The sequence below is a fragment of the Streptomyces sp. NPDC048270 genome, from assembly GCF_040652335.1.
GTDB lineage: Bacteria > Actinomycetota > Actinomycetes > Streptomycetales > Streptomycetaceae > Streptomyces.
Genome location: NZ_JBEZLV010000008.1, coordinates 174,239 through 190,418 on the forward strand (window position 1 = coordinate 174,239; position 16,180 = coordinate 190,418).

Below are 16,180 nucleotides of genomic sequence, written 5' to 3' on the forward strand. Positions count from 1 at the left end.
TTTCCGGGCACCCCGTTGAACCGGGGTCCCCGGTCCGTACGTGATGTTCGCGTCGGCAGGCGACCAGAGGGAGAACCGCCCCCATGCACAACGAGGAATCCGAGACCGTGACGGACGCCGCGCTCACGGCCGCCACCGCGGGCACGGCCGCGACCGGCGTCACCGTGACGGCGGCCACCACCACCCCGGCCGCCCCGGATACGCCGGCCGGGGAACGGCTGGTCGCCGGGCGCTACCGGCTGCTGTCCCGGCTCGGCGAGGGCGGCATGGGCACCGTGTGGCGGGCCCGCGACGAGACCCTGCACCGCGAGGTCGCCGTCAAGGAGGTCCGGGTCCCGGCCCACCTGCGGTCCGCCGACGTCGCGCGGATGTACAGCAGGCTGGAGCGGGAGGCGTGGGCGGCGGCCCGGATACCCGACCGCAACGTGGTCGTCCTCCACGACGTGGTCATGGAGGACGACCGGCCCTGGATCGTCATGGAGCTGGTCCGCGGGCAGTCCCTGGCCGACCTACTGCGCGCCGAGGGGCCGCTGGCCCCGCGCCGCGCCGCGCACATCGGCGCGCAGGTGCTGAGCGCGCTGCGCGCCGCGCACGCCGTCGGGGTGGAGCACCGCGACGTGAAGCCGGCGAACGTGCTGCTCGCCGAGGACGGGCGGGTGGTGCTCAGCGACTTCGGGATCGCGATGGTCGAGGGCAGCACCTCGCTGACCATGACCGGCGAGGTGGTCGGCTCCCCCGAGTACCTGCCGCCGGAGCGGGCGCTGGGCCGCCCCTCGGGCCCCGGGTCGGACCTGTGGTCGCTCGGCGTGCTGCTGTACGCGGCCGTGGAGGGGGTCTCCCCGTTCCGGCAGGACACCGCGCTGAGCACCCTGCGGGCGGTCGTGGACGAGGAGCCGCCGGTACCGACCCGGGCCGGCGCGCTCGCCCCGGTCATCGCCGGACTGCTCCGCAAGGACCCGGCCGAGCGGACGCCCGCGGCCGAAGCCGCCGCGGCCCTGCGGGAGATCGCCCACGAACCGGACGCCCCCACCGCCGCCGCACGGGTCCTGCCCGCGCCCGGGGAACCGGCCGAGCCCGCCACGGCCCCGCCACCCGTCTCCGCGGCGGCTCCGGTTCCCGCGGCGGCTCCGGTTCCCGCTCCGGCACCGGCACCGGCCGCGGCCACCACCCCCGCGGAGCCGGCCGGGCCCGGCGAGCCCGCGGAGCCCGTCGAGCCGGCGCCCGCCCCGGCCGCCGCGCACGCACCGCCCGCGACCGCACCCGCACCCGTGTCCGCGCCCGCGGCACCCGCGGCCCCGCCCCTCAAACGCCGTACGGCGGCCTTCGCCGCGGCCGGCGCGGCCGCCTGCGTCCTGGTCGCCGCCGGGCTGGTCCACGCCCTCGGCGGGAACACCGCGGACGCCGCCCCCGGTTCGGGCGTTCGGATGTCGGTGGCGGGCGAGAACACCACCTACACCGGCAGCTGCCCGACCCCCGAGAGCCGGGCCCCGTCGTTCACCGCGACGTTCACCGCCTCGGAGCCGACCCTGATTTCCTACCGCTGGGTGTCCGGCGACGGCTCGGTGGTCGATCCGCACTGGCGCACCATGTCCATCGGGGACGAGGCCGAGCCCGCCGGCCACGACACCGTGCGGCTGACGACCTACGCGAAGGTCGGCACCCTGACCACCGGGATGGCCGTGGAACTCCAGAGTCCCACCCGCACCACCTCCAACCCGGTCCCCTTCTCCATCACCTGCACCGGCTGACCCCAGGCCGGGGCCGGTCCCGGCCGTCAGCCGTTGACCGCCGGGATGACGTGCTCGCCGTAGGCGTCGATCGTGGCCTCCTTCGCGTCGTGCATGTCGTAGACGGCGAACTGGTCGACGCCGAGGGCGCGCAGCGCCCGGAGCTTCTCGACATGGGCCTCGGGCGGACCCAGCAGGCAGAAGCGGTCGACGATCTCGTCGGGCACGAAGTCCGCCGACGGGTTCCCGGCGCGCCCGTGGTGGCTGTAGTCGTAGCCCTGGCGGGACTTGACGTACTCGGTCAGCTCGTCCGGGACCATCGAGGAGTGCTCGCCGTAGCGGGAGACCAGGTCGGCGACGTGGTTGCCGACCATGCCGCCGAACCACCGGCACTGGTCGCGGGCGTGCGCCAGGTCCTCGCCCACGTACGCGGGAGCCGCCACGCAGATGGTGATCTCCGCCGGGTCCCGGCCGGCCTCCACGGCGGCCTCGCGGACCGACTTGACCATCCACTCCGTGAGGTACGGGTCGGCGAGCTGGAGGATGAACCCGTCGGCCTTCTGCCCGGCCAGGGCCAGGGCCTTCGGCCCGTACGCGGCCATCCAGACGGGCAGCCTGCCGTCCCTGATCCAGGGGATCCGCAACGGCTTGCCGTCCACCTCGGCCTCGCGGCCCTCGGCGAGGTCGCGGATCACGCCGATGGCCTCGCCGAGCCGGGCCAGGGTGTTCGGCGCGCGCCCCGCGACCCGCATCGCCGAGTCCCCGCGGCCGATCCCGCACACGGTGCGGTTGCCGAACATGTCGTTGAGCGTGGCGAAGGTGGAGGCGGTGACCTCCCAGGTGCGGGTGCCCGGGTTGGTGACCATCGGGCCGACGTGCATCTCCTGGGTGTGCTCCAGGATCTGGCTGTAGATGACGAAGGGCTCCTGCCACAGCACGGCGGAGTCGAAGGTCCAGCCGTAGCGGAAGCCGTTGCGCTCGGCACGGCGCATGAGGCTGACGACCTGTGAGGCGGGCGGGTCGGTCTGCAGGACGAGGCCGAAGTCCATACGGGCGGCTCCTTACGGGCTTACAGGTACTGGCATGTGGAGCGGGGGATGAAGACGCCGTGGCCGGGCCGGCCGGCGTACTCGCGCCGGTCGATGACGAGTTCGCCGCGCGAGAGCACGGTGTCGACGCGTCCGGTGATCCGCCTGCCCTCGTACGCCGAGTAGTCCACGTTCATGTGGTGCGTCTCGGCGGAGATGACCTGCTCGGCGTGCGGATCGTAGAGGACGATGTCGGCGTCGGAGCCCGGCGCGATGGTGCCCTTCTGCGGATAGAGGCCGAACATCCGGGCCGGGGTCGCGCAGGCGATCTCGATCCAGCGGCGGCGGCTGATGTGCCCGTCCAGCACGGCCTGATGGAGGAGGTCCATCCGGTTCTCCACCCCCGGCAGCCCGTTCGGGATCTTGGAGAAGTCCCCTCGGCCCAGCTCCTTCTGGCCCCGGAAGCAGAAGGGGCAGTGGTCGGTGGAGACCACCTGGAGGTCGTTGGTCCGCAGCCCCCGCCACAGCGCCGCCTGGTGCTCGCGCGGCCTCAGCGGGGTGGAGCACACGTACTTGGCGCCCTGGAAGTCGGGCTCCGCGAGGTTGTCGGTGGACAGGAAGAGGTACTGCGGGCAGGTCTCCCCGAAGACGGGCAGGCCCTTGTCGCGGGCGGCGGCCAGCTCGGCCACCGCCTCCTCCGCCGAGACGTGGACCACGTACAGGGGCGAGCCGGCGACCCGGGCGAGCTGGATGGCCCGGTGGGTGGCCTCCGCCTCCAGGAGCACCTTGCGGACCTCGCCGTGGTGGCGGGGGTCGGTCTCCCCGCGGGCCAGCGCCTGCTCGACGAGCACGTCGATGGCGATGCCGTTCTCGGCGTGCATCATGATCAGCCCGCCGTTGCCGGAGGCCCGCTGCATGGCCCGCAGGATCTGCCCGTCGTCGCTGTAGAAGACGCCCGGGTAGGCCATGAACAGCTTGAACGAGGTGACCCCCTCCCCGACCAGGAGGTCCATCTCCTTGAGGGTGCCCTCGTTGACGTCCGAGAGGATCATGTGGAAGGCGTAGTCGACGGCGCACTTGCCGTCGGCCTTGTCGTACCAGGTGTCGAGGCCCTCGCGCAGGGAGTGGCCCACGCTCTGCACGGCGAAGTCGACGATGGTGGTGGTGCCGCCCCAGGCGGCGGCCCGGGTTCCGGTCTCGAAGGTGTCCGAGGCGGAGGTGCCGCCGAAGGGAAGCTCCATGTGGGTGTGCGCGTCGACCCCGCCCGGGATCACGTACTTCCCGCTCGCGTCGATCGTACGGTCGGCCGTCCAGGCCGCGGCGGCCGCCGAGCCGTGCGCGGCGAGGGCCGCCACCCGGCCGTCCTCGACGAGGACGTCCGCGTGCAGTTCGTCGGCGGCGGTGACGACGAGGCCGCCGCTGATCAGGGTGCGGATGCTCATGTACGTCCCCCTACTGGATGGTGCGCAATGCCTGTTCGAGGATCTCGGCGCCCTCTTCCGCCTCCGCGACGGTGAGGGAGAGCGGCGGGGCGATGCGCAGCACGCTGGTGTTGTGGCCGCCGCCCTTGCCGATGAGCAGACCGCCCTCGCGGGCGGCCTCCAGCACCGCCGCGGCGGCGTCCGGGTCGGCCTGGTCGGTGCCGGGCCTGGTCAGTTCCAGTCCGGCCATCAGGCCCCGGCCGCGGACCTCCCGTACGGCGGGCACGTGCGCGGCGATGGCGCGCAGCCGCTCCAGGAGGAGGCCGCCGACGCGGCGGGCGTTGCCCTGGAGGTCGTGCTCCAGCAGGTACGTGAGGTTGGCGAGGCCGGCCGCCATGGTGACCGGGGAACCGCCGAAGGTGGAGATGGAGTGGGAGTCCAGGCAGTTCATCACCTCGGGGCGGGCCACGACCCCGCCCACCGACATGCCGTTGCCGATGCCCTTGGCGAAGGTGAGGATGTCCGGCGGACCGTTCTGGCCGTGTGCCTGCCAGCCCCAGAAGTGCTCCCCGGTGCGGCCCCAGCCGGTCTGCACCTCGTCGCTGATCCACAGGATGCCGTGCCGGTCCAGGACCTCGCGGAAGGCCCCGTACAGGCCGTCGGGCGGGGAGGTGAACCCGCCGACGCCCTGGATCGGCTCGGCGATGAGCGCGGCCACTCCCCCGCGGGCCTGGCCGAGGACGTCCTCGAGGTCGGCGACGGCCGCGGCGGTGAAGGCGGTGTCGTCGAGGTCCGCGAAGGGGCCGCGGCTGCGGACGGCGCCGTGGACGTAGTACGTCTGGAGCGGCGAGAGGCTGGTCGGGGACCAGCCCCGGTTGCCCGTGATGGACACGGTGGAGAAGGACCGGCCGTGGTAGCTGTTGCGCATCGCCAGGATCTGGTTGGAGCGGCGGTACGTCGTCGCGAGCAGCAGCGCGGTGTCGTTGGCCTCGGTGCCCGAGGTGGTGAAGAAGACCCGGGCGTCGGGGATGCCGGAGAGCGCGGCGACCCGTTCGGCCAGCTCGATCATGGGGCGGTTCAGGTACAGGGTGGAGGAGTGGATGATCCGCCCGGCCTGCTCGGAGACCGCCTTGGTCACCTCGGGCAGGGCGTGGGCGGTCATCGTGGTGAGGATGCCGCCGAAGAAGTCGAGGTAGCGGTTGCCGTCGGCGTCCCAGACGTGGCGGCCCTCGCCGTGGGTGAGTTCGACCGGGCGGCCGTAGTAGAGCGCGAGCCAGTCGGGCAGGACGGCGGCGTGGCGGCTGTGCAGGGGCATCGGGTTGGTCACGGCTGTACGAGCCCTCCGTAGGCGTCGGGGCGGCGGTCGCGGTAGAAGGCCCACTGGTCGCGGACCTCCTTGATCAGGTCGAAGTCGAGGTCCCGTACGAGGAGTTCCTCCTCCTTGTCGCTGGCCGGCTCCCCGACGAACTGGCCGCGCGGGTCCACGAAGTAGCTGGTGCCGTAGAAGTCGTTGTCTCCGTACTCCTCCTGGCCGATGCGGTTGATCGCGGCGATGAAGTACTCGTTGGCGACGGCCGCGGCGGGCTGTTCCAGCTGCCAGAGGTAGGCGGAGAGGCCCCGGTGGGTGGCGGAGGGGTTGTAGACGAGCTGCGCTCCGGCCAGGCCCAGTTGGCGCCAGCCCTCCGGGAAGTGGCGGTCGTAGCAGATGTACACGCCGACGCGTCCGACGGCGGTGTCGAAGACCGGCCAGCCGAGGTTGCCCGGGCGGAAGTAGTACTTCTCCCAGAAGCCCTTGACCTGCGGGATGTGGTGTTTGCGGTACTTCCCGAGATAGCTGCCGTCGGCGTCGATGACGGCCGCGGTGTTGTAGTAGAAGCCCTCGCTCTCCAGCTCGAAGACCGGGACGACGATGACCATGCCGGTCTCGCGGGCGAGCTCCTGCATGCGGCGCACGGTCGGGCCGTCCGGGACGGCCTCGGCCCAGCGGTAGTGCTCGGGCTCCTGGACCTGGCAGAAGTAGGGGGCGTTGAACACCTCCTGGAAGCCGATGATCCGCGCACCCTGGGCGGCGGCCCGCCGGGCGTGCTCCTCGTGTTTGGCGATCATCGATTCGGTGTCTCCGGTCCAGGTGGCCTGGACCAGCGCGGCGCGGACGACTTGGGCCATGAGCTGCTCCTCGCGACGGGAACGCCTGGTTCTACGCACGTAGACGGTGTCCGTAGGGAGTAGAACGTAGGCCTCGTCACAGCGCGGGGCAAGACCGCGTTGCGCGGTTGGAGTAGTCGATCAAGTTACGTCGCCCCGCGGTCGTTTGCGGTCAGGCGGCGGGCGGTTTACGCCGTGGCGAGGCCGGCCACGCGGAGGGCGTGGACCAGGTCCCGATGGTGGGCCGCGGAGGTCTCCGCGGCGGCCTGGAGCAGCCGGGGGGTGAACCACCCCGGGTCCCGGCGGGCGAGGGCTGCGGCCTCCTCCGCGGTGCGGACCCGGACGAAGGCGCCGAGCAGGGTGTCGGCCTCGCGGGTCCGGCCGGAGGCGCCGAGGGCGAGCGCCGCGTCGGCGATCTCGGCGGTGGGGCGGGCCGCGCCCTGGCGCAGCAGCCGGTCGCTGTCGGCCTCCCGGCCGGCCGCGCCCAGGGCTGCCGCGGCCGCGGCGAGCCGGACCGGCGGCAGCGAGGCCGCCTCCCACAGCAGGGTGGCCCAGTCGGCCGCGAGCCCGGCGCGGGACAGCCGGTCGGCGAGGCCGGGCAGCCGGTCCGCGGGCCAGCCCGCGATCTCGCAGAGCAGCGCGTGGGCCTCGCCGCCGCGCCCCTGCGCGCGCAGGGCGGTCAACTCCCCGACCACCGCCCGCGCGTCCTCGGCCGGGGGCTGCGCGAACGGGTCCCCGGCCGACGGGGCCGCGACCGGGACGGGGGCTTCCGGCTCCGCCGTCCCCCACCCGAAGCGGGCCCCGCGCGGCGCGGGCACGCCGAAGCCCGCACCGTCCGCCGCGGCCGGCTCCCCCGGCGGCGGCACGAAGCCCTGCGCCCCGGCACCCGCCATCCCGGCATACCGCGCACCCCCGCCCCGCCGCCCCCGCAGCCACCGCCCCTCGGCCCGCTCCACGGCCCCCCGCCGCTGCGCCGCCCCACCGCCCCCGCCCCCGTCCGACGCCGGGGCCTCGGCGGGCGCCTCCACCCAGGCGCCGGCCGGCGCCGACATCGACGCCCCGGCGTGCGGCCGGTCCGCAGCCGCCGCGGACTGAACGCGCCCCGACGCCGACCCCTCGGACAGCTGCCCCGCAGAAGCCCCGGCTCGGTACCCACCCGAAGCCTCGGCGGGTCCGGTCCCCGAAGCCTGGGCGCGGACTAATGCCGAAGGCTCGGCGCGCGGTGTCCCCGGAGCGTGGGCGCGGGCCGACGCCGAAGCCTCGGCGGGCGGCCAGGCCGAAGCCTGGGCGCGGGACTGCGCCGGAGCCTCGGCGGGCGGCCACGCCGAAGCCTGGGCGCGGGACTCCGCCGGGGCCTCGGCGTGGGGCCCGGCCGAAGCCTGGGCGCGGGACTGCGCCGGGGCCTCGGCGGGCGGCCAGGCCGAAGCCTGGGCGCGGGACTGCGCCGGAGCCTCGGCGGGCGGCCACGCCGAAGCCTGGGCACGGGACTCCGCCGGGGCCTCGGCGTGGGGCCCGGCCGAAGCCTGGGCGCGGGACTGCGCCGGAGCCTTGGCCGCGGGCCACGCCGAAGCCTGCGCGTCGGGCCCACGGGCCGACAGGCGGGTCGCCAGGTCCGCGTGGCGGGCCGCGGCGCGGGCCGCGTCGTCCTGGCTCCAGGAGAGCTCCCGGGCGAGGGCGTCCGCCTCGGCCGGGCCGTCGGCGCCGCCGAGCCGGACCGTCAGGCCCCGCACCGCCTCCCGCGCGGCGGCCTGCTGCGCGGCAGCCTCCGCGCACTCGGCCCGGAGCCGCTCCGCACCGCCCGGCAGCCCGTCCCACGCGGCGACCGCCGACTCCCGCAGCCGGGCCGCGTACACGCCCTCCCGCGCCGCGAGCTCCTCGCCCCGCAGCGCCGCCAGGTCCCGCAGGAGGGACTCGACCACGTCCCACGGGGGTATCGCGGCCCCCTCGAGACAGGCCCGCACGCCGTCCGGATCCCGGCGCAGGAACTCCCCGTACCAGCCTGCCCCGGGATCCAGTCGCCAGGTCAACCCCCGCAGGTACTCGGCGAACTGACTGATCACCAGCGAAGTCGCGGTCTCCATGACCGCATTGCACCCCACCTGTGTTACGGGCGGGCTACGGGCACCTCAAAGCTTGACGGCGATCGCGGTGTGCGGCCGCCGCCCCCGCCGCGCCAGCATCGCCGGCACGTCCACCATCCAGAACTGCCAGGTGTACTTGCGCAGCATGAGCCCGCGCACCCGCTTCAGGCCCGCCTCGTCGAGCAGCCTGGCCTCGCCCTCGTGCACGGGCGCCCCTTCCACGACCCGTCCGCGCACGTCACAGGCGGTGACGGCGACCCGTCCGCTGTTGCGGATCCGCTTGACCTTCCACGAATCGCTGCGCGTCCACACGTACAGCTCCGCGCCGTCGGCCACCGCCCACACCGGTGTCGCCACGGGCGTGCCGTCCTTGCGGAAGGTGGTGAGACTGACGTAGCGCGCCTTGCCCAGCTCTGCGAGGTCCATGCCGGAACCCTAGGTCCTGCCCGGGGTGCGACCGCGCCGGGGTCCGGCCGCGGACGCCCGCCGGCTAGCGGCCGCGCGCGCTCGCGCCGGGCGCGCCCGACGGCGACGCCCGGTCGTCGGGCGCGGCGCAGGCTGCCAGCAGCAGGCCTCCCGCGAGGAGCGCGCCGAGGAGTCCGAAACCGAGTCGCTGGGATGCGTTCGTGGCTGACACGCCCTCACGCTTGCCCCGGACCCCGGCGCCCGCACCGCCCATGGGGCCGTTCGGCCGCCGGACACTCCCCCGAGGCGGGTGTTCTCAGGCCGGTACGGGCATGGGCGCGGGCGCGCAGCGGCGCAGCACCTCGTCCAGGGAGAGCCCGAGGACCTCGGCGAGGGCCGCCACCGTGAAGAAGGCGGGGGTCGGCGCCCGGCCGGTCTCGATCTTGCGGAGGGTCTCGGCCGAGAGCCCGGCTCCGGCCGCGATCTCGACCATGCTGCGCGCGCCGCGTGCTTCGCGCAGCAGTGCGCCCAGCCGCTCGCCGCGTTCGCGCTCTTCGGGGGTCAGGGGGGTGCGGACCATGCCCTCATCCTACCCCGCCCGCCAATAAGTATCCCGTTACAGTTATACCGGTATAGTTATTGGCATGGTGGAACTCAAGACGGACCAGTCGATCGACGAGATGCGCGCCGCCGGCCGCGTCGTCGCCCAAACCCTCGCGGCCGTGCGGGAGAGCGCCCGGGTCGGGCTCTCCCTGGCGGACCTGGACGCGGTGGCCCGCGCCGTGCTCCGGGAGGCCGGTGCGGCCTCCCCCTTCCTCGGCTACCGGCCGAAGTTCGCGCCGGTGCCCTTCCCCGCCGTGATCTGCGCCTCGGTCAACGACGCGATCGTGCACGGCATCCCCGGCCCGTACCGGCTGCGCGACGGGGACCTGGTCAGCATCGACTGCGGGGCCCGGCTCGGCGGCTGGGTCGGCGACGCGGCGGTGACCTTCACCGTCGGCCGGCCCCGACCCGCCGACCTGCGGCTCATCGAGACGGCTGAGGCGGCCCTGGCCGCCGGCATCGCGGCGGCCGTGCCCGGCAACCGGATCGGCGACATCGCCCACGCGGTGGGCACGGTCTGCCGCGCCGCCGGCTACGGCATCCCCGACGGTTTCGGGGGCCACGGCATCGGCCGCCGCATGCACGAGGACCCGGGCGTGCCCAACGAGGGCCCGCCGGGGCGCGGCATGAAGCTGCGCCCCGGCATGGTGCTCGCGATCGAGCCGATGCTGACCGCGGGCGGCACCGACGACTACACGTGCGACGGGGACGGCTGGACCCTGCGCACCGTCGACGGCAGCCGCGCCGCGCACGCGGAGCACACGGTCGCGATCACCGCCGACGGCCCGAGGATCCTCACCGCCGTCTGAGCGGTCGCGGTGCGTCCTTCGGCTCCTACGGCGTGCCGTGCGGGTGGACCACCATCGCCGAGCCGCCGCCCCGGCGGCTGGTCTCCGCCGCCGCCAGCCAGCGGCCGTCCGGCAGCCGCTGCACAGCGGTCGCGGCGCCGATCTCCGGGTTCTGCCGGAAGCCCTGGCCGAGCGCCTCCAGCTCCGCCCGGACCGGGCTGTTCCACAGTCCCGGCTCCAGCTCGGTGGTGGTCTGGTTGCGCTGGCTGGCGCGCGGCGCGGCGATCGCGTCGACCAGCGGCAGGCCCCGGTCCAGGTGGCCGGTCAGCGTCTGCAGGACGGTGGTGATGATGGTGGCGCCGCCCGGGGATCCCAGGGCGAGCACCGGCTTCCCGTGTTCGAGCACGATCGTCGGCGACATGGAGGACCGCGGCCGCTTGCCGGGACCGGGCAGGTTCGGGTCCGGGACACCGGGCGCTGCCGGGGCGAAGGAGAAGTCGGTCAGCTCGTTGTTGAGCAGGAAGCCGCGGCCCGGGACGGTGATCGCGCTGCCTCCGGTGGACTCGATGGTCAGGGTGTAGGACACCACGTTGCCCCAGCGGTCGGCGACCGTCAGATGGGTGGTGTTCTCCCCCTCGTAGGTGGTGGGCGCCGCCTGGCCGGTGGTGGCGCAGGGCTCCGGACGGCGCGGGTCCCCGGGGGCCAGCGGACTGGTCAGCGCCCGGTCGGGCTTGATCAGGCAGGCCCTCGAGTCGGCGAACCGCTGGGAGAGCAGTTCCCTCGTCGGCACGTCCTCGGCGGCCGGGTCGCCGACCCAGCGGCCCCGGTCGGCGAAGGAGATCCTCGAGGCCTCGATGAAGCGGTGCAGGTACTGGGCCTCGGAGAGCCGCGAGAGGTCGGTGCGTTCCAGGATGTTCAGCGCCTCGCCGACGGTGGTGCCGCCGGAGGAGGAGGGGGCCATGCTGTAGACGTCCAGGCCCCGGTAGCCGATCCGGGTCGGGTCCTGCCGCTTGGTCCCGTACGCGCGCAGGTCCGCGGTGGTCAGGTCGCCGGGCCTGACGTTGCGGGTGGCCGCCGGGTCCACCGGGGGCTTGCGGACGGTCCGCACGATGTCCTCGGCGATCGGGCCGCGGTAGAGCGCGCCGGTGCCCTTGCGGGCGAGCTCCGCGTACGTGGCGGCCAGGTCCGGGTTCTTGAAGGTGGAGCCGACCACCGGCAGGGCGCCGCCCGGCAGGAACAGCTCCCGGGTGTCGGGGAAGTCCCGGAACCGGGCCTCGTTGGCCTCGGTCTGGGCGCGGAAGGTGGCGTCGACGGTGAAACCGTCGCGGGCCAGCTTCTCGGCGGGCTTCAGCAGGTGGCGGAGCGGGCGGGTGCCCCAGGAATCGAGGGCGCTCTTCCAGGTGGCGGGGGTGCCGGGGACGCCGACCCCGCGGCCGCTGGTCTGGCCCTCGGCGAAGGGGATGGGCTGGCCGTTCTCCTGGAACAGCTCGGCGGTGGCCGTCGCGGGGGCGGTCTCGCGGCCGTCGATGGTGTGCACCCGGCGGGACGCGGCGTCGTAGTAGACGAAGTAGCCGCCTCCGCCGATGCCCGCCGAATAGGGCTCGGTGACCCCGAGCGCGGCGGCGGTGGCGACGGCCGCGTCCACGGCGTTGCCGCCGGAGCGCAGCACGGCGATCCCGGCCGCGGAGGCGTCGGCGTCGACGCTGGCGACGGCCCCGCCGTAGCCCGCGGCCACGGGCACCTTGGGCGGGGTCGCGGCGCCCGGCGGGGCGGCGGCCCCGGTCGAGACGAGTGCGGCTGCGAGGGCCAGGAGCGGTAACGGGCGGGCGAAACGGGGCATCCGAACCTCCATCGGCAACGTGCGCCGAGCCTAGCCGCCTCCCTGTCGCCCCGTCAGGGCATCACGCCGCGGCGGGCGCTGCGCGGGGGGCGCGGGGGCGGCGCTCCACGAGTGCGGACACCGGCCGGTGAACCCCGGGAGCGGATGCCCTAGCATCCCGCGCATGAACGATGACGTGCGCAACATCGTGCTCGGGGTGATAGCCACCGCGCTCAGTGGCGGGTTCGGCTGGTTCACCCGGACCTACCAGTGGCGCCGTGCGCTCCGCCGCAAGCAGGCCTTCTTCGGGCTGCCGACCGGCTCCGACTGCCTGTTCGTGGTCAACCGGCAGATGGGCGGTACCGATTCCTCGCTGCACCGCAACGACGCCTTCGCCCTGCTGGAGATCTCCGCCCTGATCAAGGACTGCGGGGCGAACGTGCAGATCGTCACGCACGACGCGGCCCGGCAGGGCTTCGGCGAGCGGGCCGAGTTCTGCGTCGGCGGGCCGGTGTCCAACAGCCGGACGACGGCGCACCGGTCCTCCATGCTCCCGGGGGTGCGGGTCGACGTGTCCGGCGAGCCGGGTCCGGACCGGGGTGCGATCAGCGTGGGCGGGGAGGTGTACCGCTGGGAGAAGGGAATGGCGGAGTACGTGCTGCTGGCGCGGCTCACCACGGGGCGGGGCACCCGTCCGGTGTTCCTGCTGTCGGGGCAGACCGCCAACAGCAACCAGGCCGCGGCCCGCTACCTCGCGCGGCACCACCGGGAGCTGGCCCGCAGGTACGGCGCCGAGTCCTTCTGCGTCCTGCTGAAGGTGGTCAACTCCGATGCCTACGGCCCCGATGTGACCGAGCTGGTGGCGGACGTCACCCGGGCCGCCCGGACACCCGCAGCGGCAGCCGTGTGATCCCGTTGATGAAGTTGGAGACCAGCCGCCGCGGCAGCCCCTCGAGTTCGGGCGCGGGCATGGCGGCGCACCACTCCTCGTAGAAGACGCGCAGCTGGAGCCGGGCGAAGTGGGCGCCCAGGCAGACGTGCGGGCCGTCGCCGAAGGAGACGTGCGGGTTGGGCGCCCGGCCCAGGTCCAGCGCCGCGGGGTCGGTGAAGACGCGCTCGTCGTGGTTGGCGGAGGCGTGGAAGACCACGACCTTGTCCCCGGCCCGGATCCGCTGCCCGGCCAGCTCGGTGTCGGCGGCGGCGGTCCGGCGGAAGCTGAGCACCGGCGGGTGCACGCGCAGGAGTTCGTCGACGGCGCGGTCCCGCGGGACGAGGCCCCCGGCGAGCGTCCGGTAGGCGTCCGGGTCGCGGGCCAGTGCGAGCAGGCCGCCGGGGGCCGCGGCGCGCACGGTGTCGTTGCCCGCGACGGTGAGCAGGAAGAAGAACATCTCCAGCTCGGCGGGGTCCAGGCCGGCGTGGGCGAGGGAGGTCATCACGTCCTCGCCGGGGTGCGCGCGCTTGTGGGCGGCCAGTTCGCGGGCGTAGCCGAACATCTCGCCGAGCAGCGCCGGGGAGCGCGGGTTGCGCGGCTTGCCGTCGGGGCCGAGCCGCGGCGCGGGCGCGTCCTCGGGATCCTGGTAGCCGATGATCCGTACGGTCCACTCCAGCAGTAGGGCCCGGTCGGCGGGCGGGACGCCCAGCAGGTCGGTCAGGTTGAGCAGCGCGTACTCGTCGGTGACGGTGCGCACCAGGTCGGCCGCCCCGTCCTCGGCCCCGTCCCGCGCGGCGGCGAGCAGGGTCCGGGCGCGTTCCCGTACCCGCCCGGCGAAGGCGTCGACGCGGGCGGGGGTGAAGGCCCGGGAGACCAGGCGCCGCAGCCGGCCGTGGTCCCCGCAGGCCTTGTCCGGGTCCTGGTTGAGCATGGTGCTGCGCAGGAAGGGCAGGTCGGCCGGGTCGGGGTCGCGGATCTGGGTGGCGCCGAGCCAGGAGGAGTACGTGCGGTGGTCGCGCAGGACGGCCACGACGTCGGCGTGCCGGGTGACCGCCCAGAAGCCGGGGCCCGCGGGCCAGCCCTCGATCTCGGGTTCCGCCTGCCAGGCCACCGGATGCCGCTCGCGCAGCAGCCGGTACCGGTCGTGGGGGATGCCCACGGCGTAGACGCGGGGGTCGAAGACGTCGGGAACGCCATCGGCAGGGTCCATGGGACCACGGTGGGGGCCTGGCGGGCCGCTACGCAAGGGGACGTTCGCCGATGCCCTCGCATCCGACGGGCTCGAGGTCGAGGGCGGGATCGGTCCCCTTGAGGGCGACCGTGAACCGGTCCTCCCGGCCGCCGGTGGACACCAGGGTGCACACCAGCTGGCGGCGGGCGGTCGGCGTCAGGTCCGCGGCCGGGAACGGCAGCTGGACGCGCATCACGTCCCGCTGCGGGAAGGAGACCGCCGGGGGCTCCAGCCGTATGCCGTGGGTGGAGGGCACCTGGGTGGTGAGGCCGGCCGCCAGCTCCCGCTCGCCGGGGCCGTCGAGCAGCCGGTTGAGCGCCTGGAGCGGGGCCAGCCCGGGTACGTCCCGCTGCGGGGAGGGTACGAGATGGCCGTCCGGCGCGACGAAGTAGAGCACGGCGGAGCCCGCGGGGACGGGCACGGTCACGGTGGCGGCGGAGCCGCTGTCGACCGGCCCGGTCGGCTTGATCCCGCATCCGGCCAGCAGCAGCGGGCCCAGCAGGACCGCCGCCGCGGCCGCCGACCGTCCCCGGGTCGTGCTCATGGGCGGGCCTCCAGGGGCATGTCGAGGGTGAAGACCGCTCCCCCGGCGGGCCCGTTGCCCGCGCGCAGGGTGCCGCCGTGCAGGCGTACGTTCTCCTGGGTGATGGCGAGTCCGAGGCCGCTGCCCGCGGAGCGGGTGCGGGCCGCGTCGGCCTTGAAGAAGCGGTCGAAGATGTGCGGGAGCACCTCCGGGGCGATACCGGGCCCGCTGTCGGCGACCTCGATGAGCAGCCGGTCGCCCTCGCCGTCCGGCCCGGGGCGGGTCCCCACCGTGATGCGCACGGGGGCGCCGCCGTGCCTGAGGGCGTTGCCGACGAGGTTGGCGAGGACCACGTCGAAGCGGCGCGGGTCGAGCCGGGCGCGGGTCTCGGGGGGCAGGTCGGTGACGGTGGCCACCCGGCCGTCGTCCCAGTGCCGGCGCTCCAGGGTCTTGCCGACGGCCTCCGCCAGGTCCACGTCGTCCAGGTTGAGCTCGGCGGCGCGGGCGTCGAAGCGGGATATCTCCATCAGGTCCTCGACGAGGACGGCGAGCTTGCCGGTCTCGGCGCTGACCAGCCGCAGGGCCTTCGCGGTGTCCGGGTCGAGGTGCTCGGCGTCCTCGTCGAGGACCTCGGTGACGGCGAGCATGCCGGCCAGCGGGGTGCGCAGTTCGTGCGAGACGTCGGCGGCGAACCGGCGGGCCCGGGCCTCCGCTTCCTGGAGCTCGGCCACGGACTGCTCGAGGGCGCGGGCCGTCTCGTTGAAGGTGCGGGCGAGTCCGGCGAGTTCGTCGGCGCCCCTGACCTCGATACGGGTGTCCAGGCGGCCCCGGCCGAGCCGCTGGGCGGCGCGCCGCATGTCCCGTACCGGGCGGAGCACGCTGCGCGCGGCGAGCAGGGCGGGGATCAGGGCGATGGCGAGGCCGGGGACGGCGCCCTGCTGGGCGGCGTCGACCATGGCCTTGACCGTGGCCTCTTCGGCGTCGAGCGGCATGGTGGCGAAGTAGACGATGCCGGTGGCCTGGCGGACCCCGCCCTGGTTGAACACCGCCGGCATGCCGACGACGAGGTACGGGTTGCCCGACCGGTCCTCGACCCGCTGGAAGGCGCCGTGCGGGTTGGCGGTCACCCGCCGGCGGAGCGCCTCGGTGACCACACCGGAGGTGGCCGGGGTGCCGTTGGAGGAGGCGCGCAGGGTGCCGTACTCGCCGAAGATCGTCCAGGGGTGCGGTTTGCCCCGCTTTGCGATGTCGCCGACGCTCAGCTGCAGTTGCTGCTGGTCCACGGGCAGCTCCAGCTGCTGCTGCTCGACCTGGTCGCGCAGGGTGGACACGGCGGTGTCCTGGGTCTGGGTCAGGATCGCGGTGCGCGCCTTCTGGTAGGTGAGGGCGGCGGTGGTGCCCGCGCAGATCGCGGCGACCAGCAGGAAGGCCGCGATCAGCCGGGTGCGGAGCCCGAGCGGCGCCGTGCGTCTCACGGC

At 74.6% G+C, this 16,180-nt stretch carries 15 protein-coding genes; 3 read left to right on the forward strand and 12 right to left on the reverse strand.

All coding sequences use genetic code 11. The annotated features are described in order from the left end of the window. Positions 1 to 83 precede the first annotated feature (83 nt). Complete coding sequence (locus AB0D66_RS10510; RefSeq protein WP_362299721.1) at positions 84 to 1,748, forward strand: serine/threonine-protein kinase; 1,665 nt, start codon at positions 84 to 86, stop codon at positions 1,746 to 1,748. Between the two features lie 26 nt (positions 1,749 to 1,774). Here AB0D66_RS10510 and AB0D66_RS10515 read toward each other — a convergent pair whose 3' ends face one another. From AB0D66_RS10515 to AB0D66_RS10550, 8 genes are all read right to left on the reverse strand, one after another. After that, complete coding sequence (locus AB0D66_RS10515) at positions 1,775 to 2,776, reverse strand: TIGR03842 family LLM class F420-dependent oxidoreductase (protein ID WP_362299724.1); 1,002 nt, start codon at positions 2,774 to 2,776, stop codon at positions 1,775 to 1,777. 20 nt (positions 2,777 to 2,796) lie between these two features. Further along, positions 2,797 to 4,197 carry a dihydropyrimidinase gene (gene hydA, locus AB0D66_RS10520; protein ID WP_362299727.1) on the reverse strand — a complete coding sequence of 467 codons (1,401 nt, stop codon included), beginning with the start codon at positions 4,195 to 4,197 and terminating at the stop codon, positions 2,797 to 2,799. Positions 4,198 to 4,207: 10 nt separating this feature from the next. Then, the gene (locus tag AB0D66_RS10525; RefSeq protein ID WP_362299841.1) at positions 4,208 to 5,491 is read right to left on the reverse strand and encodes an aspartate aminotransferase family protein; all 1,284 of its coding nucleotides are present in this window, start codon (positions 5,489 to 5,491) and stop codon (positions 4,208 to 4,210) included. Between the two features lie 8 nt (positions 5,492 to 5,499). Further along, positions 5,500 to 6,342, reverse strand: a complete 843-nt coding sequence (locus AB0D66_RS10530; protein WP_362299730.1) for a nitrilase-related carbon-nitrogen hydrolase — start codon at positions 6,340 to 6,342, stop codon at positions 5,500 to 5,502. A 167-nt stretch (positions 6,343 to 6,509) separates the two neighbouring features. After that, the gene (locus AB0D66_RS10535; protein ID WP_362299732.1) at positions 6,510 to 8,402 is read right to left on the reverse strand and encodes a hypothetical protein; all 1,893 of its coding nucleotides are present in this window, start codon (positions 8,400 to 8,402) and stop codon (positions 6,510 to 6,512) included. A 45-nt stretch (positions 8,403 to 8,447) separates the two neighbouring features. Next, entirely contained in the window at positions 8,448 to 8,828 is a 381-nt protein-coding gene (locus AB0D66_RS10540) for a PPOX class F420-dependent oxidoreductase (protein ID WP_362299735.1), read from the reverse strand. A 64-nt stretch (positions 8,829 to 8,892) separates the two neighbouring features. After that, positions 8,893 to 9,039, reverse strand: coding sequence for a hypothetical protein (locus tag AB0D66_RS10545; protein WP_362299738.1), 147 nt, complete (start codon positions 9,037 to 9,039; stop codon positions 8,893 to 8,895). A gap of 84 nt (positions 9,040 to 9,123) precedes the next feature. Next, on the reverse strand, positions 9,124 to 9,387 hold the full coding sequence (locus tag AB0D66_RS10550) for a helix-turn-helix transcriptional regulator (RefSeq protein WP_362299741.1): 264 nt from the start codon (positions 9,385 to 9,387) through the stop codon (positions 9,124 to 9,126). Positions 9,388 to 9,451: 64 nt separating this feature from the next. Here AB0D66_RS10550 and map point away from each other — a divergent pair, with 64 nt between their 5' ends. Further along, a complete protein-coding gene (gene map, locus AB0D66_RS10555) occupies positions 9,452 to 10,219 on the forward strand; it encodes a type I methionyl aminopeptidase (protein WP_362299744.1) in 768 nt (255 codons plus the stop codon). Between the two features lie 25 nt (positions 10,220 to 10,244). Here map and ggt read toward each other — a convergent pair whose 3' ends face one another. Beyond that, positions 10,245 to 12,050 carry a gamma-glutamyltransferase gene (ggt, locus tag AB0D66_RS10560; RefSeq protein WP_362299844.1) on the reverse strand — a complete coding sequence of 602 codons (1,806 nt, stop codon included), beginning with the start codon at positions 12,048 to 12,050 and terminating at the stop codon, positions 10,245 to 10,247. A 151-nt stretch (positions 12,051 to 12,201) separates the two neighbouring features. On the opposite strand from ggt, the gene AB0D66_RS10565 reads away from it, so the two are divergent. After that, positions 12,202 to 12,927: a hypothetical protein gene (locus AB0D66_RS10565; RefSeq protein ID WP_362299746.1), complete on the forward strand. Its 726-nt coding sequence runs from the start codon at positions 12,202 to 12,204 to the stop codon at positions 12,925 to 12,927. On the opposite strand, the gene AB0D66_RS10570 is transcribed toward AB0D66_RS10565, so the two are convergent. Genes AB0D66_RS10570 through AB0D66_RS10580 form a run of 3 tightly spaced genes read right to left on the reverse strand, consistent with a single transcriptional unit; the run spans position 12,887 to position 16,177 of the window. Beyond that, positions 12,887 to 14,158: a cytochrome P450 gene (locus AB0D66_RS10570; RefSeq protein ID WP_362299749.1), complete on the reverse strand. Its 1,272-nt coding sequence runs from the start codon at positions 14,156 to 14,158 to the stop codon at positions 12,887 to 12,889. The genes AB0D66_RS10565 and AB0D66_RS10570 overlap by 41 nt on opposite strands. Before the next feature lie 28 nt (positions 14,159 to 14,186). Next, the gene (locus AB0D66_RS10575; protein ID WP_362299752.1) at positions 14,187 to 14,723 is read right to left on the reverse strand and encodes a hypothetical protein; all 537 of its coding nucleotides are present in this window, start codon (positions 14,721 to 14,723) and stop codon (positions 14,187 to 14,189) included. After that, positions 14,720 to 16,177, reverse strand: coding sequence for a HAMP domain-containing sensor histidine kinase (locus AB0D66_RS10580; protein ID WP_362299755.1), 1,458 nt, complete (start codon positions 16,175 to 16,177; stop codon positions 14,720 to 14,722). Before AB0D66_RS10580 ends, AB0D66_RS10575 begins: the two co-directional genes overlap by 4 nt. Positions 16,178 to 16,180 lie beyond the last annotated feature (3 nt).